This is a genomic window from Marinobacter orientalis (assembly GCF_004792665.1).
Classification (GTDB): Bacteria; Pseudomonadota; Gammaproteobacteria; order Pseudomonadales; family Oleiphilaceae; genus Marinobacter; species Marinobacter orientalis.
Genome location: NZ_SRZX01000001.1, coordinates 413,628 through 430,849 on the forward strand (window position 1 = coordinate 413,628; position 17,222 = coordinate 430,849).

Here is a 17,222-nt window from a genome sequence, read left to right on the forward strand (position 1 = left end):
GTTTATGAGGTCCGCCAGATGCAAAGTCTGGCGGACCTCATTTCAGACGGCACAGTTCTTACAGTAGCCGGTCGGGGTAACACCGAAGTACTGTTTGAAGGCAGTCGAGAACGCGCTTGGACTGGCAAAGCCGAACCGGTATCCGACTTCAGTCAGACTCAGCTTGCCCTTCGAAGTTTTCATGTAATCGGCACACATCTCCATACGCCGGGTTTTAATGTATCCGGAGACGGTCAGGGAACGGACGGCGAAGGCCCGGTAAAGGCTCCGCACCGATACGCCTGTTGTAGTGGCCACCATTCGTGCACTCAGCTCCGGCTCGCCAATATGGTTCTGAATAAATGAAGCTGCTTGCAGGAAAATCCGCTCGTTGGGGCTGCTGTCCGACAGACTTCGAATCACTGAAGGTTTGATCAGCATGATCAGCGAATCAACGATCGCCGCGCCTTCTTCTTCGTCCAGGCTGTCGTAATGAGCGGCCTCGGCAATCAACCGGTTGGCGACACTGGCAATATGACTGTGGGATGGAATCCGGACACCGAGTTCAATACCGGAAAGATTCAGGGTGCGCTCAATGACTGCTCGAGGCAGGATCAGAGAAATTTGCCGGGACTCATGATCGTAAGTGAAGCTGAAGGGCAGCGCCGAGTCGACCAGGACTATATCTCCGGTCTGGAGGATGGAACGGTTCCCCGCCTGCTCTACGCGTGATGTCCCCTGAAGCTGGAAAACACAGAAAAACTCGGGCGTTACACACTGGCGTATCTCGTTTCGGCCACGAACAAGCCGGGCTCCCCGGATCGACACCCGCGACATGTCTATAGCGCCACCGCCCATCTTGTGAATATCACCAGAAAACTTCCCTTCAAGGGGCTCTGCCGAAAAAGGACCGCAAATCTGGTTAACATCACTGATCCAGCGGTCAAATTGCGCCGCTGCGAAAGGGCTTCGAACCATGGCTAGTCTACCGGAACGGGTTTTTTATAATATTGTGCTCAGAGATTGGCCAGTTTCTGCGCATATGTCAAGCCAACCCATAGCTGCCGACAGAGAGCAACCAACATCAACCACGATACAGTTTAAAAACATTCTGATTGTTTTCATGAATCATAAAGTTGGCAGACCTGTTTCCCTGGCCGCACAGTGCACTGATCCCTTTCGGATGCTAAAGTTATTTCACACAGACTGATAGCAATGCGCACCAGCAGCCAGAATAAGCCAAGGAGGAGTTGTGACATGAGCACACCGAAAAATACTGCAACCAGCGATAAGCAGCCGTTTCTTTCCGACATCAAGAATATACGGGAACGCGCCCGCGCGAACATGCGTGACGGCGCAATCACCGACGGCTACAAAGCCGACCGCGAAACGGTAATCAAGATTCTCAACGAGGCGCTCGCTACCGAGATTGTCTGTGTGCTGCGCTACAAGCATCACTACTACGCCGCTGACGGGCTCAACGCTGAAGCCGTGGCGCAGGAGTTTCTCGAGCACGCACAGCAGGAACAGGAGCACGCCGATCAGATTGCCGAGCGTATTGCCCAGTTGGGTGGCAAACCGAATTTCTCTCCAGACAGCCTCTCCACACGCAGCCATTCGGAATACATTGAAGGCGATACACTCAAGGAGATGATTGAAGAGGACCTGGTGGCAGAACGGATTGCTATTGACAGCTATCGCGAGATCATTCAGTACTTGGGCGACGACGACCCGACTACACGCCGGTTAATGGAAGAGATTCTCGCGGTCGAGGAAGAGCACGCCGACGACATGGCCGGTCTGCTGCAGGATTACGCCTGAACACCTGCTTACCCGAAGACCCAGGCGATCATTACAGGAATAAACGCCAGCGCGAACAGGGTACTCAGTAACGTGGTACCCGCCGCCTGGCGTGGAGAGGCATCCAGCAGGGTGGCAATGACCACGGTATTGGCCGCAATCGGCGTAATGGAAATCAGGAAAATGGCCTGGTGCACAGCCAGGTCGTATACACCTAACCAGTTTGCATCCAGCCACCAGAAAGCCATAGCCAGAAGCGGCCAGGAGACAAATTTCCCGAAAAAGGCCAGCGCGGTGAACGAAGGATTACCAGCCAGGCCGCGGAAGCTGAGAATGCCCATTCCGATAATCATCATACCCAGAATACTGTAGGCCCCCTTAAGATTATCGAAAAGGGGCACGAACACCTCCGGTATGGACAAGCCGGCAAGATTAAAAACCACCGCAATCAGAAATGCATAAACCGTTGGCAGCCTCGCAACCCGCGCCAGCGCATCACCGATGCTGTATTTACCTCTTGCCGCCAGATACAGACCCACCGAGTTTTCAAACAGGGTGGTCCCGAGCATGCAGACAATGTAGATCGCCAGCCCCTCCTGACCAAACAGCAACAGGGCCACGGGAATACCGAAGTAGCCGGTGTTGCCGGTAGCAACCGATAACGGAATGATCGACGCACTGCCATCCGACAACCATCGTCTGGCCAGAGCCATGTGCGCAAACGCAATAAACATGCAGAAGCCGAAAACCAGTGCCGGCAGCAGAATCACCTCCGGGCTCAGCGGTGCAGTCATTACGCCAGAAAACACCACCGAAGGCGTCACGATGTACAGCATGATGCCGGCAATGTGCTTGCCGCTTGCCTCAAGATAGCGCCCTGCAACCCAGCCCAGAGCGACCGTTACATAAAGAGGCAGGAGTTTGACGAACAGGGCCAGCGCTGCAGACATGGGTTCTCCGGGACGAAACCTTGGAAATACGGAGGCGACCGCAGTCTATCACTTACCCCTCAAGAGGTAACTCCCCGGCGCAATGGTGAAATCTCCCTGCATGCTTGACAATGATCAACAGCATTATGGATGCATCTTTATATCCTAGCTGGGCAGTCAGGTATTTCACAAAGACCAAGGAGAGAGAACCATGGCCGAGCGCTTTACCAAAAGCATGGCCAGGAACATATATCTGGGAGGAAGTGCGTTCTTCGTCCTGCTGTTCCTGGCACTGACTTTGGACACTCAGGTGCGGGCGATGCCCGAGCGGGACAACCGCGACCAACTCACCGATCAGGTGGTTCGTGGCAAACACGTCTGGGAGAACAACAACTGTGTTGGTTGTCACTCCCTGATGGGTGAAGGTGCGTACTTTGCGCCGGAACTTGCCAATGTATTCAACCGCCGCGGCGATGGTGACAGCGAAGTCTTCCAGGCATACATGAATGCCTGGATGAACGCCATGCCCACCAATGTGCCCGGCCGCCGACAAATGCCGAATTTCAATCTGACCGATGAAGAGATTGAAGATCTTGCAGTGTTCCTCGAATGGACCTCCAAGATTGACGACAACGACTGGCCACCCAACATCGAAGGCTGAGGGCACCGATATGAAATACGAATCTCAAAGGGTGGCAATGCCCTACTTCATCTTTGCCCTGGTTCTGTTTGCGGGGCAGATTCTTTTCGGCCTGATCCTGGGTCTCCAGTACGTCGTAGGCGATTTTCTGTTTCCGGAAATCCCCTTCAACGTGGCGCGCATGGTTCATACCAACCTGCTGATTGTCTGGCTGCTGTTCGGCTTTATGGGGGCAACCTACTACATGGTTCCGGAAGAAGCGCAGACGGAACTGCACAGTCCGCTGCTTGCGTGGATCCTGTTCTGGGTGTTTGCCATTGCCGGCACCCTGACCATTCTGGGTTACCTGTTTGTGGACTACGCCACCCTGGCGGATGTAACCATGAACAAGCTCCTGCCAACCATGGGGCGGGAATTCCTGGAACAACCTACCATTACCAAGATCGGCATCGCACTGGTGGTTGTCGGGTTTCTCTACAACGTCATGATGACTGCCCTGAAGGGCCGTAAAACCGTCGTCAACATTGTGCTGATTACCGGCCTCATCGGCCTGGCGGTACTGTGGATGTTTGCCTTCTACAATCCCGGCAACCTGACCCAGGACAAGTACTTCTGGTGGTTCGTGGTGCACCTGTGGGTTGAGGGCGTCTGGGAACTGATCATGGGGGCCATCCTGGCCTATGTGCTGATCAAGCTGACCGGGGTTGACCGGGAAGTCATCGAGAAATGGCTGTATGTGATCATCGCCATGGCGCTGATTACCGGCATCATTGGTACCGGGCACCATTTCTTCTGGATCGGGCCGCCCGAATACTGGTTATGGCTGGGTTCCGTGTTCTCCGCCCTTGAGCCCCTGCCGTTCTTCATGATGGTGATCTTCGCCTTCAACATGATTAACCGGCGCCGCCGCAACCATCCCAACAAGGCCGCCATGCTGTGGGCCATGGGCACTGCGGTCATGGCCTTCCTGGGCGCCGGTGTGTGGGGCTTCCTGCATACCCTTGCCCCGGTGAACTACTACACCCATGGCAGCCAGATTACTGCAGCCCACGGCCACATGGCCTTCTACGGGGCTTACGTAATGATCGTGCTGACTATCATCTCCTACGCTGTTCCTATCATGCGTGGCCGGCCTTACGGCAACAGCAATACGGCACAGATCGTCGAGATGTGGGGATTCTGGCTGATGACCGTCTCCATGGTGTTTATCACGCTGTTCCTGACCGGCGCTGGCGTATTGCAGGTCTGGCTCCAGCGGATTCCGGAAAGCGGTGAAGCACTGTCGTTCATGGCAACCCAGGACAACATCGCCCTGTTCTACTGGGCGCGCCTGGTCGCCGGCTGCTTCTTCATGGCCGGCCTGGTGGTGTACTTCGGCAGCTTCTTTATCAAGGGACAGGCATCCCCGGCGGAAGAGGTGCGCGGGCCTGCCCCACAGGAAGCGTAGCAACTGCAGGCCGGGGCCAACCGCTCCGGCCTGCCCAAACCCTTAACGGACACTTGCCGTGCATGAACAGACGCTCCCAGACAAGGACACTCTCCAGAAGAAACGGTTGCTGACACGCACCGCGTTCTTCGGGCTGTTTCTGCTCGCGCCGGTGCTCAATATTTTTCGATACGACCTTACCGAAACCCACTTCGTACTTTTCGGGTTTCCCCTGTCATTCAATCTCGAGCTGGCCTGGGTCAGCCAGAGTTCACCGGCGGAAGTGGCCGGACAGATCCTGTTCTGGTTCATACTCCCCATCACGCTGCTGGTTCCACTGGTACTCTGGATTGCCTGGAAATGGGGGCGAATCTACTGTGGCTGGCTGTGCCCCCACTTCTCGGTGGTGGAAACCATCAATCACCTGATGACCCGGGTCACCGGCCGGCCCACGCTTTACGAAGCTCTGCGGAAAGGCCGCCGGGGCAAGGCCCTGCACTGGGCCGGGCTGGTTCTGGTATGCACTCTGATCGGCTTCTCCTGGGCGCTGGCCTTGCTGTCTTACCTGTTGCCGCCGCTCCCGCTGTATACCGACCTGGTCACAGGCAATCTGGCGCTGTATCCGATGATTTTCCTGGCGGTGGCCACGTCATTGTTTACGCTGGACTTCCTGTTTGCCCGGCACCTGTTCTGCAAATACGGTTGCGCCTTCGGCGTGGTCCAGAGCATTGCCTGGATGGCCAACGGCAAAGGCAAGGTTGTCACCTTCGATACCAAACGGGCTGCGGCCTGTCGCGACTGCACCAGGGCCTGCGATGAAGCCTGCCCCATGCGGCTGCCGACCCGCAGCCACAAGCGGGCAAAGTTTACCTGCACCCAGTGCCTGCAGTGTGTCAGCGCCTGCCGTGAGGTGCAGAAAAACAATCCGGAGGGCTCTCTGTTGAGCTGGGAAACCGGTGAGCCTGGCAGGCAGACCGTTCTCATTCCGGTTCGCCAGGTTGATCCGCCACCACGCCAGCAACGCGCCGGAACCTGAGGAGTTGAAATGGAAGAATGGGTAGGTTTCAAATGGCACGAGTACATCACCCGGCAGGCCATGGGGGAGTTTCCCGAGCACGCGGTTCATCTGAAAGATGAGGCACGAACTCTGGGCGTGCTGTTCCGGGCTCTGGGAGGCGACCCGGCACTCAGCCTGGTAACTGCAGAACCGCGACATTTCCGTACCCGACGTCGATTTTTGCAGAAGCTGGCGGGCACCCATAAAAAGTTCGAACTGGCCTGGCGGGATGAGCAAAGCGTTCGTCTGCCGGAGCGCCTGGCCCTGTTTCCATCGAAAAAAGTTAACCGGGACCTGTATCTCTGGCTGGCAGCCCTGGCCTCCATTGGAGAACTCACGGACTCCGACTGGCTGACCGGCAACCAGGCCATGGTCCAGACCCTGCTGGCCAAATGGCCGGGGCTGGAACCGGTTTACCAGCGCCTGGTGCGCCATACCCTGCAATGGCGCCCGACCCCCGACTCCCTGCCGGCAGCGGAAGGTCGCCGCGAAGAAGCCATTCGCCGGGCGCTGATCGATCCTGGCAGCGTAGAGACCCTGCCACGGGCAGAGTCCGACCCCTGGCCGGTGATTATCTGGCTTTACCCCACCCTGGCGCTTGGCAAGGTTACCGGCCAGATTATTGGTGACGACAACCTGACGTCGACACCGGGAGGACTGGCAAAGAAGCGCAAGCGCCGGCGTGCCGAACGGGTCGATGCCTTCGATAAAGATCAGGGCTTGATGCTGTTTCGCCTGGAAAGCCTGTTTTCCTGGAGTGAGTTCATCCCCGTGGACCGGGCCAGCGACGATACCAAAGAAGACGATGCCGACGCCGTGGCCGACGACATGGACATGATTTCCGTCTCCAAAGACCGTCGCGAGGCGTCCTCCGCCATCAAGTTTGACCTCGACCTGCCCTCGGAAGAAAACGACGACCTGCACCTGGGGCCCGGCATTCATCTGCCGGAATGGGACTGGCGCAGCCAGAGCTACCGGGAAAATTTCTGTTGCCTGCAGCCGATGCTGAGCAAGGAGTCAATTCCGACCAGGCTACCGGATCACCTGTCCAGATCCGCCACCAGACTGCGCCGCCAGTTCAGCGCCCTGAAACCCCTGCGACAATGGGAACGCCGGCAGACCGAAGGCGAGGAACTGGACATGGATGCCTGTATGGAACGGGAAGTCCAGCACCGGCGGGGCATCGGTGTCATCGACCAGAAGCTGTTCCGCCGCTGCAAACAGAACCAGCGGGACCTTGCCTGCCTGATCCTGGCGGACATTTCCATGTCCACCGATACCTTCATCAACAACAGCCAGCGGGTCATCGACATTGCCCGGGATGGCCTGCAGCTACTCAGCGAAGCGCTGCAGGCAAGCCGCGACCCCTTTGCGATTTTTGCCTTCTCCTCACGCCGCCGGGAGCATGTGCGCTTCCATCACATCAAGTCATTCGACGAGCCCTACAACGACGTCAGCCGCGGCCGTATCCAGGCGCTGGAACCCGGTTACTACACCCGCATGGGGGCCGCCATCCGGCAGGCCACCCGGTTACTTCAGGGCCGCCACGAACACCAGAAAATCCTGCTCCTGCTCACCGACGGCAAACCCAATGACCTGGACCTGTACGAGGGCCGGTACGGCGTGGAAGACACCCGAATGGCCGTTCAGGAAGCCCACAAGGCCGGCCTGACACCCTTCTGCGTCACCATCGACGACGACGCCAACGAATACCTGCCCTATGTCTTTGGCAGCAACCATTTCGTGGTTATCAAGGACCCGGTGCAACTGCCGCTGCAGCTACCCAAACTCTACATGAACCTGACCCGCTGAGCCCATGCAAGCATCCGGTCCGACAACCCGCCACCTACCCGGCGACCTCGCTGTCTGGTTCTTCATCTTCGCGGAACTGACGGTGTTCGGCATCCTGTTCATCGGCTTCGGCGTAGCCCGCAGCCTCGACCCGGACACGTTCGCCGCCGGCCGGCAGGTGTTGCACCCCTGGACCGGCCTGATCAATACCATCGGCCTGATCACCGCCAGCTACCTGGTAGCCGTCGCGGTCCACCGCCTGCGCCACCGTCAGCCTGCCGTCACCCTGTTGCTATGGGGCGCCGTCGCAGCCTCGTGCATCTACACCTTCGGCAAAATCTGGGAATATGCAGACCTTTATGGCAACGGCTACAACCTCGGCACCGACACATTCTTCATGTTCTATTTCTTCCTCACCTTCTTCCACTTCATGCACGTGGTACTGGGCCAGATTATCCTGGTGGTTCTGGCTGTGAAGGTTAAGAGGGGCGAATACAACGGCGACGATATGAACGGCATGGAGTCCGGTGCATCCTACTGGCACATGGTGGACCTGGTGTGGCTGGTGCTGTTTCCGATGCTGTATGTGCTGGCGTAAGGAGGAGAGCAAATGCTGGCGGTATACATAGCCCTGATGGTCTGCACCATGACGCCGGTGATTGCCATGCAGGCAGGCGCCGATGCTTCTGTTCTGGTGTGGCTGGTGTTTGCACTGGTAATCGTAAAAGCGGTTATGCTGGTCGATCATTTCATGGAAATGCGACACGCACCTGTCGGTTGGCGCGTTGCCACACAGGCATGGGCGCCCGTTGTCGTCTTAGCGCTAGCCGTCATTCATTGGCTAAACTGACCAAGCCAGTAGGAGTGGCCGGGCAGGCCTTTCCAAAACCGTGCGGAGCCATGGATGGCGGAGCCGAGCGTACAGGGAGGTATTCACAGCGTGTTTTGGAGAGGCCTGCCCGGCCACTCCGCCACCCAAGCTTAGATGTTCAAAGATAACGCTGCGGAAAGTAGGGCGGCTTATCACCAATCGCCTGAGCCAGCGCAACCATGCCCCACAGAACAAACGACGTATGCAGAACGATGGCCCAGACAATGGCGCCCGTCCAGAAGTTGCCGGTATTGCCGAACAGCAGCCAGAATACCCCCACGCCGGAGAAAATCAGCGCCGCACCGGCGATCGACATGTAAAATGCTGCTCTGGTATGGGCCCGTTTCAAAGCCGGTGCCTGATCAGCCCGCAGAAACAACCATACCAATACCGCAAATCCGATAACCGGCAGAAGCAGCAGGTTCAACAAGTACCAGACCACCGGTACTACTGTGCCACTACTGGCTTTCGTCTGACTTCCCGAATACTGCATAGACCACCTCCATAAGTGCGCTGACTGTTGCTTCGTCGTCCGATAATGGCTCTATCATCCCCGCACGGCAGGCCTCGCTGACCGGCACACCGGCCCGGACCAGATGAGCGGTATGAATCAGCAGCCGTGTCGATGCTGCCTCCTCCAGATCGTGATCCTTCAGATTACGAACCGACCGCGCCAGGTTAACCAGCTGTTGCGCCAGTTCCCGATCGCAACCGGATTCTTCGATGACAATGATCTGCTCAGTCCCGGCGTCCGGGTAATCGAAACTCATTGATACAAAGCGCTGCCGGGTGCTGGGCTTCATGCCTTTGAGCAGGCTCTGGTAACCGGGGTTGTAGGACACTACAAGCATGAATCCCGGCGCCGCCTTCAACACCTCCCCGGTTCGCTCGATCGGCAGCTCCCGGCGATCATCCGCCAGCGGGTGCAAGACCACCGTGGTGTCCTTGCGCGCCTCCACAACTTCATCAAGGTAGCAGATACCGCCTTCCCGAACCGCCCGGGTCAAAGGCCCATCCTGCCAGTAGGTGCCGTCCGGGCCAATCAGGTGACGGCCCACCAGGTCGGCGGCGGTAAGATCATCGTGGCAGGCAACGGTGTACACCGGTCGCCCGAGTTTTTCTGCCATGAACCGGACAAAACGGGTCTTGCCGCAGCCGGTTGGCCCCTTGATGAGCACGGGCAGGCCGTTGCCGGCTGCGGCTTGAAAGAGTTCTATCTCATTGCCTAGCGGTTGGTAAAACGTCATTGAGCTATATCCTCTGAATACTGGGTGTTGGGCAAGGCAAAGCTGTATACCCATTCCGGAAAGATCGCGAACATCTGCGAATCATCGGGCCGCTGTGGCCTGGCCAATGCCCGTTCACAAACTTCCGCTTTGCTGTTCCAGCCGTCCCGGCGATACCATCCTGCGGCCTTTATCGGCTCCCCACGCCAGCTCACCACAAGGCTGTTCCTTGTAATGAAGGGTTTCAGAAAACCCAGTTCCGAAACCGCAGCGTAGGTGTTGTTATGAAGCAGTAACCCCAGCGCAGAGCTGTAGTCACCGGCTTCGTATAGCTGCCCGGGCGCGGGTATGATGCCCTGTTTCCGGAGCGCGGCCAGCGGCAGGCTCGCGCCCAGCGGATCGCTGCCGGCAACTGTGGCAAGGTCACGATCCTTCAGTTCACTGATATTCCTCACCCCGGACGTTTTGCGGGTAACCCAGACGGGAACCGGAAGCCTGCCCTCCCGGTTCACCGCCTCCAGTATCGGTGCCGTTGCGGTATCACCGGCGATTCCCGACAAAAAGGCCAGCGCAAGCCCCGGAGCTTTGGTGCCGAGCCGGATATCTGCTTCGCAGCCCTGAGCCTGCAGATACTCCGTCAGGCGGTAACGCGCCACCGTGGCCGGACCGTTGGCAGACTCAATTCCGATCAGGACCGGCGCATCTTCAGCGCTGCTATGCGCTGTAAACAGCAAACCGGCCAGCACGACGCCCGGCAATGCCCGCAACCCGTTAAAGACCAAGTGCGTGGGCCCGGCTGGTGAAAAAGATGCCGCTGGGTTTTTCGGCGCTGACCGTTGCGACCGGCTCAAGCGTACGGGTGTTATATATAGTTACCTGATTACTGTCGCGGGCAGATATCCAGACTTCTTCGCCCCGGGGGGTAAATTCCATGTGCAGAACCGCTTCGCCCGGCTCCAGCGTGCGGACAATTTCACGGGTCTGTGAATCGATCACCTGAACCACATCGTTGTCCGGATGGGCAAAGCTCACCCAGATCTGACGGTTGTCGGGGCTGGCCATCACAAACACGGGCTGGCCCTGTACCGGAATACGATCGGTCAGTGACCAGTCCTTCATGTCTGCCATCAGCACCTGATGATGGCCAACAGCCGGCACAAACGCTTGCCCGTCGGCAATGGCCCAGCCTTCCAGATGAGGCATCTTGTACACCGGTAACTTCTGCTCGCCCTTACCATAATCCGGCAGGATTTCTGTCACTCCCTGCTCCGGGTTCCACAGATCCAGCAGCGACAGTCCGTCTTCACCAAAAAGGCCGGCAATGTAATAACGACCATCCGGGGTAATCAATGCGTCGTAGGGGGATTCTCCGGCCTCGAAACGGCTGATGTCGGCCGATTCATCGCTCATGTCGAGGGTCCAGATTTCTCCGGCCTCGAACAGGCTGAACACAAACAGGTTCCCCGGGGCATCCACCAGACCAACGGTTTTTGACTGGCCGCTTTCACCATCTCCGCTGGTGTAGGTGGCAGGCACGTCCGCCACCAGTTCCAGGGTCTGGCTGTCAAAAACTTTTACCCCGCCCGGTTCGTAATTGGATACCGCAACATAACGGCCATCCTGGGAAATCGCACCGCCAATGCTGTTACCGGACTGGATAACGCGGTCGACGATGGACTGGCTCAACAGATCCACCTTGGTAAGGCCACCGTCCCGACCGAACACATACCCATAGCGGGCGTCCCTGGAATAGACCACAGAAGCATGGGACAGATCTCCCAACCCCTCGACCCGACCCACAACTTCGTGCCGGGAGGTATTGATGACCAGCACCGAGCCGGTTGCCCGCTCAACGATCAGCCCCAGATCGCCAGTACCCATGATTTCGGGGCGAGCATCTGATCCTGAAAGTGCCTGACAACCACTCAGTCCGAAGACCAGGAGCAATGCCAACGCCAGTTTAGCGGGTGCCTTGAAATCGAGACCCATGATTGATCATTCCTCCAGATTGGCCCTCAGGGCGAAACCAGCGTACCGGACTTGAGTTGTTCGCTGATCCAGTGAATTTCTTCAGGGGATAACAGTGGTTTCCAGGGTGGCATGGCAGAACCCGGGACACCCTCGCTGACAATGGCGGCAATAGCTTCCACCGGCAGATGGCCGAGATCCTGCGGTCGCAATGGCGGGCCGAGGCCCCCGCGGAGAGTCAGCCCATGACAGGAACCGCAATCCTGGATCACCAGGTTCGTCAGCCGGGCCTGCTCAGATGATGAATCCCCGTTGTCACCGCCAAGCAACCTCACAGGGGCAAGCATCAACCCGACAGACAGCATGCCGATAACCAGTTTTTGCCGTTGATCTGCCAACCAGACTCTCCTCAATGCCTGCTTCCTCCCGAGTGTTGCCAGCATCCTGACGGCAGCAGAAACCCCTATCCTTGATATTGGTTAAAACAACAAACCAATGCCAGAACTCTTTGGGCATACCCCTCTTTGGGTAAACTCTGGACAAAACCCGGACATCTGACATTAATCAATGTTCATGAAGATAAAGAAGGGAAACCTAGAGGGACTCTTAAATCCAAGGAGAGAACCTGATGAGAGTAATCAATCCGTTTTTCAAACCTCTGGCGCTGGCCGTTGCCGTTGCATCCCTCGGTGCAATGACGGTTCATGCCGCACCGAAAGATCCCGATCCCTCAGCATCCGCTTACGAGGGCACCTCCAGTCCGATAGACCCCGAGTCCGCCCAGGTTGTCCGGACTCCTGGCGCACCAGACCTCACCGATGAAGAATTCCAGGAAGCCAAGCAGATCTATTTCGAGCGTTGCGCCGGCTGTCATGGTGTTCTGCGCAAGGGCGCTACCGGCAAGCCATTGACTCCCGACATCACCCAGGAACGGGGCATCGACTACCTCAAGACGTTTATCAGTTATGGCTCGCCGGCGGGCATGCCGAACTGGTTGACCTCCGGTGATTTTACCGAGGACGAAGTGGAGCTGATGGCCAAGTACATCATGCATGAGCCGCCTCAGCCTCCCGAGTACAGCCTTGCGGATATGAAGGATACGTGGGAAGTAGTCGTTGCACCCGAGGATCGCCCCACCGAGCAGATGAACGACCTGAACCTCAAGAACCTGTTCAGCGTGACGCTGCGGGACGCCGGCCAGGTTGCGCTGATTGATGGCGATACCTATGAAATTGTCCATATCATCGACACCGGTTACGCCGTGCATATTTCCCGGATGTCCGCTTCCGGCCGTTATGTTTTTGTTATTGGTCGGGATGCCCTGGTCAACATGATCGACCTGTGGATGGAAGAACCCGATACCGTAGCCAAGATCAAGGTCGGAATGGAAGCCCGTTCAGTGGAGACCTCCAAATACGAAGGCTGGGAAGACAAGCTTGCGATTGCGGGCACTTACTGGCCGCCACAGTTCGTGATCATGGACGGAAAAACACTGGAGCCGAAGAAGATCGTCAGCACCCGCGGCATGACGGTGGATGAGCAGAAATACCACCCGGAGCCACGAGTCGCCGCTATTGTGGCATCCCACGAACATCCGGAATTCATCGTGAACGTGAAGGAAACCGGCAAGATCATGCTGGTGAATTACGAGGACCTGGAAAACCTCTCCATCACCAACATCGATGCCGCACGGTTCCTGCATGATGGTGGCTGGGACAGCAGCATGCGTTACTTCCTCACGGCAGCCAACCAGTCCGACAAGATCGCTGTAGTGGACTCCCGGGACCGTAACCTTGAAGCCCTGATAGACGTGGGCAAGATTCCCCATCCTGGCCGCGGCGCCAACTTCGTGGATCCGGAGCACGGCCCGGTATGGGCAACCAGTCACCTGGGCGACCCGACCATTCAAATGATTGGTACCGATCCGGAAGGCCATCCTGACAAGGCCTGGAAGGTAGTCAGAACACTGGATGGCCAGGGTGGTGGCTCGCTCTTTATCAAGACTCATCCGGAATCCAGTAACCTCTGGGTTGATACCGCGCTGAATCCGGCCGAGGCGATAAGCCAGAGCGTCGCAGTATTCGATATCAACAATCTGGAAGCGGGCTACGAGGTCCTCCCCATCGCGGAATGGGCTGACCTGGGTGAAGGCCCGAAACGGGTCGTGCAGCCGGAGTACAACGTTGAAGGGGACGAGGTCTGGTTCTCGGTGTGGAACACCCAGGACAAGAAGTCCGCTCTGGTCATTGTCGACGACAAGACCCGCGAGCTGAAAAAGGTTATTACCGACGAAAAACTGGTAACACCGACAGGCAAGTTCAACGTCTATAACACTCAGCACGACGTGTACTGATCGGTTCCGGCCAGGAGGAGAACACTGATGAGACTGGACACCACTGACAGACAGTTGATCAACCTTTACCAGCGGGAATTGCCGGTCTGTGAGAGGCCTTATGAGGAAATGTCCCGACAACTGGGCATCGCCGAAGAGGAGGTTATTGAGCGGCTCCAGTCGCTCCAGGATAGTCAGGTTCTCAGCCGGGTCGGGCCGGTTTTTGAACACAGCCGGGCGGGCGCGAGCCTGCTGGCTGCCGTGGCGGTGCCAGAGGAACAGCTCGATCTGGTCGCCGCCCGCGTTAATCGTGCTCCGGGCGTGAATCACAATTACGCCCGCGAGCACATCTACAACCTCTGGTTTGTCATGACCGCGCCGGATGAAGATACTCTGGATGACCGGCTTGATGAACTGGAACACCAACTCAGACTCCCCATGCTGCGCTTGCCGATGGTGGAGGGTTATCATATTGATCTGGGCTTTGATATTGACTGGGAGGCCCTGCCATGATGCCGGAAACCGCCGCAGGCGGTCCGGTCAGTGCCTGGGCCTTGCTGCGGCTCCGGCGACAGCTGGAACTTGGTCTTCCGCTGACACCACGCCCTTACCTGACGCTGGCAGAAATGACCGGGCTGTCCGAGCAGGAGGTAATGTCGGCAATCAGGCAGTGGCAGAGCCAGGGGCTTATCAAGCGACTCGGGCTGGTGGTCCGCCACCGGACGCTTGGTTACACCGCCAATGCCATGGTGGTCTGGGACATCCCCGATGAACAGGTACAAAGTCTTGGCCAGAGGCTGGCGCGCGCACCCTTCGTCACCCTCTGTTATCAGCGCCCGCGTCAGCGCCCGGACTGGCCCTACAATCTGTTCTGCATGATTCATGGCGTTGACCGGCAACGGGTTCTGGACCAGCTGACAACCCTGATCGCAGACCATGGCCTGGAACAGATACCCCACGACGTGCTGTTCAGCACCAAAGCCTACCGGCAAAGGGGAGGCCGTTATGTCAGCGGTGACTGAGCGTCAGCCGGAATTACAGGCAACTCCCCAATTCACTGACGCAGAGAAAGCGGTTATAAACCGGCTGCAGGTGGGCCTGCCACTGGTGCATGCCCCCTTTGCGGCAGTAGCGGGCGAGCTTGGCATGACCGAGGAGGCGCTTCTGCAGATCCTTCAGGACCTCCTGAACCGTCGCATTCTCACGCGGTTCGGGCCCATGTTTCATGCCGGCGAAATGGGCGGTGCCCTGACCCTGGCCGCCATGCGCATCCCCGAGCAGGACTATGAGACGGTCACTCGCAAAGTTAACGGCTTCGACGAGGTAGCCCATAACTACCGCCGGGAACATGAGCTGAACATGTGGTTTGTGCTGGCAACGGAAACCCCGGAGGACATAGCCCGGGTTATCGCCGGGATCGAGTCCGTGACGGGCTATCCGGTCTACAACATGCCCAAACAGGAAGAGTTCCATGTCCATCTCCACTTCCCGGTCTGATCAGGATTACGTGCTCTGCGCGCTCGACCGGAAACTGATCCTGGCCACCCAGAGCGGTTTGCCCCTGGTACCGGATCCCTGGGCCACCCTGGGGAAGGAACTGGGGCTCTCGGCAGACGAGGTTCTGGCCCGTTTTCAGCGCATGCAGGACGCCGGCGTTATCCGGCGGGTTGCCGCCGTGCCCGATCACTACCGCCTGGGCTACCGTTTTAATGGCATGACAGTCTGGAATATCCGTGATGACGCCATTTCTGACATGGGCCGGCAAGTGGGCGAACTGCCTTTTGTCAGCCATTGCTACCGCCGTCCACGTCATCTGCCCTACTGGCATTACAACCTGTTCGCCATGGTTCACGGCACAAGCCGTGAAGAAGTAGAAGACAAGGCTTCGCAGATAAAGGCCGTACTCGGAGACACCTGCGAGGGCCATACCATTCTTTACAGCTCGGCCATCCTGAAGAAGACCGGCCTGCGGCTGCGGAAATCATGAAAGGGGAAGCACCATGTTCAGAATGACCCGCTACATCAAGAGCCTGATGAACCCGGCTCCGGTGCGCCCGGTCCCTAAACCGGCCGGCCCGGTGGTGATCTGGAATCTTATTCGCCGCTGCAACCTGACCTGCAAGCATTGCTATTCCATCTCCGCCGATGTGGATTTCAAGGGTGAGCTGAGTACCGATGAAGTCTACACCGTGATGGACGACCTCAAGGCCTTCGGCGTGCCCGTGCTGATTCTGTCCGGTGGCGAGCCGCTGATGCGCCCGGATATTTTTGATATTTCCCACCGCGCCAAATCCTTGGGCTTTTATGTGGGCCTTTCCACCAATGGCACACTGATCACCGAGGAAAATATCCAGCAAATCGCTGACGCAGGTTATGACTACGTGGGCATCAGCATCGACGGCCTGGAGCAGACCCACGACGAATTCCGCCAGAAAAAGGGCGCCTTCGCAGCGTCCATGAAGGCGGTGGAACTCTGCAAGAGAGCGGGCATCAAGGTTGGTCTTCGATTCACCCTCACCCAGGACAACTTCCCCCAGTTGCCGGACATGCTCAGGCTGCTGGACGAACATGACATCGACAAGTTCTATCTGTCACACCTGAACTATTCCGGCAGGGGGGGCCGCAACCGCAAACGTGATGCCTGGTACGACATGACCCGGGATGCCATGAACCTGCTGTTCGATCACTGCCACGATGAACTCCGGCGCGGCATCGAGCGCGAATACGTGACCGGCAACAACGATGCCGATGGTCCCTTCCTGCTGCAGTGGGCTGCGGAACATTACCCGGACCAGGTTCCGCTTCTGGAACAGCGACTGAAGTACTGGGGAGGCAACTCCTCTGGCGTCAATATCTCCAACATCGACAACCTGGGAGAAGTGCACCCGGATACCTTCTGGTGGGACTACAACCTTGGCGACGTCCGCGACAAACCCTTTTCGCGGATCTGGTCAGAAGCCAGTGATCCGCTGATGACCGGCTTCCGCCGGAGCCCGCGCCCGGTCAAGGGGCGCTGTGCAGACTGCCGGTATCTGGCCATCTGTAATGGCAACACCAGAGTCCGGGCCTACAACATTTCCGGTGACTTCTGGGAAGAGGATCCTGGCTGTTACCTCACCAATGAAGAAATCGGCGTGCTCGATATGCCCCGGCGCGTTGCCGCCCCGGTCATCGAAATTCCGGTTCACAACCTGTAAGGACGA

Annotated in this window: 20 protein-coding genes; 13 read left to right on the forward strand and 7 right to left on the reverse strand. The window is 57.8% G+C overall.

Annotation, left to right across the window (positions count from 1 at the left end):
• Positions 1–42: 42 nt before the first annotated feature.
• Positions 43–957, reverse strand: a complete 915-nt coding sequence (feaR, locus tag DIT72_RS02005) for a transcriptional regulator FeaR (protein WP_135953525.1) — start codon at positions 955–957, stop codon at positions 43–45.
• 279 nt (positions 958–1,236) lie between these two features.
• Here feaR and DIT72_RS02010 point away from each other — a divergent pair, with 279 nt between their 5' ends.
• Positions 1,237–1,800 (forward strand): ferritin-like domain-containing protein, encoded by a 564-nt coding sequence (locus DIT72_RS02010; protein WP_135953526.1) that lies wholly within the window; start codon positions 1,237–1,239, stop codon positions 1,798–1,800.
• Between the two features lie 8 nt (positions 1,801–1,808).
• On the opposite strand, the gene DIT72_RS02015 is transcribed toward DIT72_RS02010, so the two are convergent.
• Positions 1,809–2,729 carry an AEC family transporter gene (locus DIT72_RS02015; protein WP_135953527.1) on the reverse strand — a complete coding sequence of 307 codons (921 nt, stop codon included), beginning with the start codon at positions 2,727–2,729 and terminating at the stop codon, positions 1,809–1,811.
• Between the two features lie 190 nt (positions 2,730–2,919).
• Between DIT72_RS02015 and DIT72_RS02020 the strand changes: the two genes are divergently transcribed.
• The 6 genes from DIT72_RS02020 to DIT72_RS02045 are packed head-to-tail and all read left to right on the forward strand — an operon-like array spanning position 2,920 to position 8,472.
• A complete protein-coding gene (locus DIT72_RS02020; RefSeq protein WP_135953528.1) occupies positions 2,920–3,369 on the forward strand; it encodes a c-type cytochrome in 450 nt (149 codons plus the stop codon).
• Between the two features lie 10 nt (positions 3,370–3,379).
• Entirely contained in the window at positions 3,380–4,795 is a 1,416-nt protein-coding gene (locus tag DIT72_RS02025; RefSeq protein WP_135953529.1) for a cbb3-type cytochrome c oxidase subunit I, read from the forward strand.
• Between the two features lie 58 nt (positions 4,796–4,853).
• The gene (locus DIT72_RS02030) at positions 4,854–5,810 is read left to right on the forward strand and encodes a 4Fe-4S binding protein (protein WP_135953530.1); all 957 of its coding nucleotides are present in this window, start codon (positions 4,854–4,856) and stop codon (positions 5,808–5,810) included.
• Between the two features lie 9 nt (positions 5,811–5,819).
• Positions 5,820–7,643, forward strand: coding sequence for a nitric oxide reductase activation protein NorD (locus DIT72_RS02035; RefSeq protein ID WP_135953531.1), 1,824 nt, complete (start codon positions 5,820–5,822; stop codon positions 7,641–7,643).
• Positions 7,644–7,647: 4 nt separating this feature from the next.
• The gene (locus DIT72_RS02040; RefSeq protein ID WP_135953532.1) at positions 7,648–8,220 is read left to right on the forward strand and encodes a cytochrome c oxidase subunit 3; all 573 of its coding nucleotides are present in this window, start codon (positions 7,648–7,650) and stop codon (positions 8,218–8,220) included.
• Positions 8,221–8,232: 12 nt separating this feature from the next.
• Positions 8,233–8,472: a cytochrome C oxidase subunit IV family protein gene (locus DIT72_RS02045; RefSeq protein ID WP_135953533.1), complete on the forward strand. Its 240-nt coding sequence runs from the start codon at positions 8,233–8,235 to the stop codon at positions 8,470–8,472.
• Positions 8,473–8,611: 139 nt separating this feature from the next.
• On the opposite strand, the gene DIT72_RS02050 is transcribed toward DIT72_RS02045, so the two are convergent.
• The 5 genes from DIT72_RS02050 to DIT72_RS02070 all read right to left on the reverse strand — a co-directional run bounded on the left by DIT72_RS02050 (position 8,612) and on the right by DIT72_RS02070 (position 12,085).
• Positions 8,612–8,986, reverse strand: a complete 375-nt coding sequence (locus DIT72_RS02050) for a hypothetical protein (RefSeq protein WP_135953534.1) — start codon at positions 8,984–8,986, stop codon at positions 8,612–8,614.
• Positions 8,952–9,740 carry a CbbQ/NirQ/NorQ/GpvN family protein gene (locus DIT72_RS02055; RefSeq protein ID WP_135953535.1) on the reverse strand — a complete coding sequence of 263 codons (789 nt, stop codon included), beginning with the start codon at positions 9,738–9,740 and terminating at the stop codon, positions 8,952–8,954. Before DIT72_RS02055 ends, DIT72_RS02050 begins: the two co-directional genes overlap by 35 nt.
• Positions 9,737–10,501 (reverse strand): type 2 periplasmic-binding domain-containing protein, encoded by a 765-nt coding sequence (locus DIT72_RS02060; protein WP_135953536.1) that lies wholly within the window; start codon positions 10,499–10,501, stop codon positions 9,737–9,739. The genes DIT72_RS02055 and DIT72_RS02060 overlap by 4 nt, the downstream gene beginning before the upstream one ends.
• Positions 10,491–11,666 (reverse strand): cytochrome D1 domain-containing protein, encoded by a 1,176-nt coding sequence (locus DIT72_RS02065; RefSeq protein ID WP_407657963.1) that lies wholly within the window; start codon positions 11,664–11,666, stop codon positions 10,491–10,493. The genes DIT72_RS02060 and DIT72_RS02065 overlap by 11 nt, the downstream gene beginning before the upstream one ends.
• Before the next feature lie 68 nt (positions 11,667–11,734).
• Positions 11,735–12,085 (reverse strand): c-type cytochrome, encoded by a 351-nt coding sequence (locus DIT72_RS02070; RefSeq protein WP_228260709.1) that lies wholly within the window; start codon positions 12,083–12,085, stop codon positions 11,735–11,737.
• Between the two features lie 230 nt (positions 12,086–12,315).
• Between DIT72_RS02070 and DIT72_RS02075 the strand changes: the two genes are divergently transcribed.
• The 6 genes from DIT72_RS02075 to nirJ are packed head-to-tail and all read left to right on the forward strand — an operon-like array spanning position 12,316 to position 17,216.
• Positions 12,316–14,040, forward strand: coding sequence for a nitrite reductase (locus tag DIT72_RS02075; protein ID WP_135953538.1), 1,725 nt, complete (start codon positions 12,316–12,318; stop codon positions 14,038–14,040).
• Between the two features lie 27 nt (positions 14,041–14,067).
• A complete protein-coding gene (locus tag DIT72_RS02080) occupies positions 14,068–14,532 on the forward strand; it encodes an AsnC family transcriptional regulator (RefSeq protein WP_135953539.1) in 465 nt (154 codons plus the stop codon).
• A complete protein-coding gene (gene ahbB, locus DIT72_RS02085) occupies positions 14,529–15,041 on the forward strand; it encodes a siroheme decarboxylase subunit beta (RefSeq protein ID WP_135953540.1) in 513 nt (170 codons plus the stop codon). The genes DIT72_RS02080 and ahbB (DIT72_RS02085) overlap by 4 nt, the downstream gene beginning before the upstream one ends.
• A complete protein-coding gene (locus tag DIT72_RS02090) occupies positions 15,025–15,516 on the forward strand; it encodes an Lrp/AsnC family transcriptional regulator (RefSeq protein ID WP_135953541.1) in 492 nt (163 codons plus the stop codon). The genes ahbB (DIT72_RS02085) and DIT72_RS02090 overlap by 17 nt, the downstream gene beginning before the upstream one ends.
• Positions 15,491–16,006: a siroheme decarboxylase subunit beta gene (ahbB, locus tag DIT72_RS02095; RefSeq protein WP_135953542.1), complete on the forward strand. Its 516-nt coding sequence runs from the start codon at positions 15,491–15,493 to the stop codon at positions 16,004–16,006. The genes DIT72_RS02090 and ahbB (DIT72_RS02095) overlap by 26 nt, the downstream gene beginning before the upstream one ends.
• 13 nt (positions 16,007–16,019) lie before the next feature.
• Positions 16,020–17,216, forward strand: coding sequence for a heme d1 biosynthesis radical SAM protein NirJ (nirJ, locus tag DIT72_RS02100; RefSeq protein WP_135953543.1), 1,197 nt, complete (start codon positions 16,020–16,022; stop codon positions 17,214–17,216).
• Positions 17,217–17,222 lie beyond the last annotated feature (6 nt).

What these genes read in the sequence shown, in the direction of transcription:
- nirJ (WP_135953543.1), top strand. Translation starts at nt 16,020, where the DNA reads ATGTTCAGAATGACCCGCTACATCAAGAGCCTGATGAACCCGGCTCCG.
- DIT72_RS02010 (WP_135953526.1), top strand. Translation starts at nt 1,237, where the DNA reads ATGAGCACACCGAAAAATACTGCAACCAGCGATAAGCAGCCGTTTCTT.
- DIT72_RS02050 (WP_135953534.1), bottom strand. Translation starts at nt 8,986, where the DNA reads ATGCAGTATTCGGGAAGTCAGACGAAAGCCAGTAGTGGCACAGTAGTA.
- DIT72_RS02020 (WP_135953528.1), top strand. Translation starts at nt 2,920, where the DNA reads ATGGCCGAGCGCTTTACCAAAAGCATGGCCAGGAACATATATCTGGGA.
- DIT72_RS02080 (WP_135953539.1), top strand. Translation starts at nt 14,068, where the DNA reads ATGAGACTGGACACCACTGACAGACAGTTGATCAACCTTTACCAGCGG.
- DIT72_RS02055 (WP_135953535.1), bottom strand. Translation starts at nt 9,740, where the DNA reads ATGACGTTTTACCAACCGCTAGGCAATGAGATAGAACTCTTTCAAGCC.
- DIT72_RS02075 (WP_135953538.1), top strand. Translation starts at nt 12,316, where the DNA reads ATGAGAGTAATCAATCCGTTTTTCAAACCTCTGGCGCTGGCCGTTGCC.
- DIT72_RS02090 (WP_135953541.1), top strand. Translation starts at nt 15,025, where the DNA reads ATGTCAGCGGTGACTGAGCGTCAGCCGGAATTACAGGCAACTCCCCAA.
- feaR (WP_135953525.1), bottom strand. Translation starts at nt 957, where the DNA reads ATGGTTCGAAGCCCTTTCGCAGCGGCGCAATTTGACCGCTGGATCAGT.
- DIT72_RS02025 (WP_135953529.1), top strand. Translation starts at nt 3,380, where the DNA reads ATGAAATACGAATCTCAAAGGGTGGCAATGCCCTACTTCATCTTTGCC.
- ahbB (WP_135953540.1), top strand. Translation starts at nt 14,529, where the DNA reads ATGATGCCGGAAACCGCCGCAGGCGGTCCGGTCAGTGCCTGGGCCTTG.
- ahbB (WP_135953542.1), top strand. Translation starts at nt 15,491, where the DNA reads ATGTCCATCTCCACTTCCCGGTCTGATCAGGATTACGTGCTCTGCGCG.
- DIT72_RS02035 (WP_135953531.1), top strand. Translation starts at nt 5,820, where the DNA reads ATGGAAGAATGGGTAGGTTTCAAATGGCACGAGTACATCACCCGGCAG.
- DIT72_RS02040 (WP_135953532.1), top strand. Translation starts at nt 7,648, where the DNA reads ATGCAAGCATCCGGTCCGACAACCCGCCACCTACCCGGCGACCTCGCT.
- DIT72_RS02015 (WP_135953527.1), bottom strand. Translation starts at nt 2,729, where the DNA reads ATGTCTGCAGCGCTGGCCCTGTTCGTCAAACTCCTGCCTCTTTATGTA.
- DIT72_RS02045 (WP_135953533.1), top strand. Translation starts at nt 8,233, where the DNA reads ATGCTGGCGGTATACATAGCCCTGATGGTCTGCACCATGACGCCGGTG.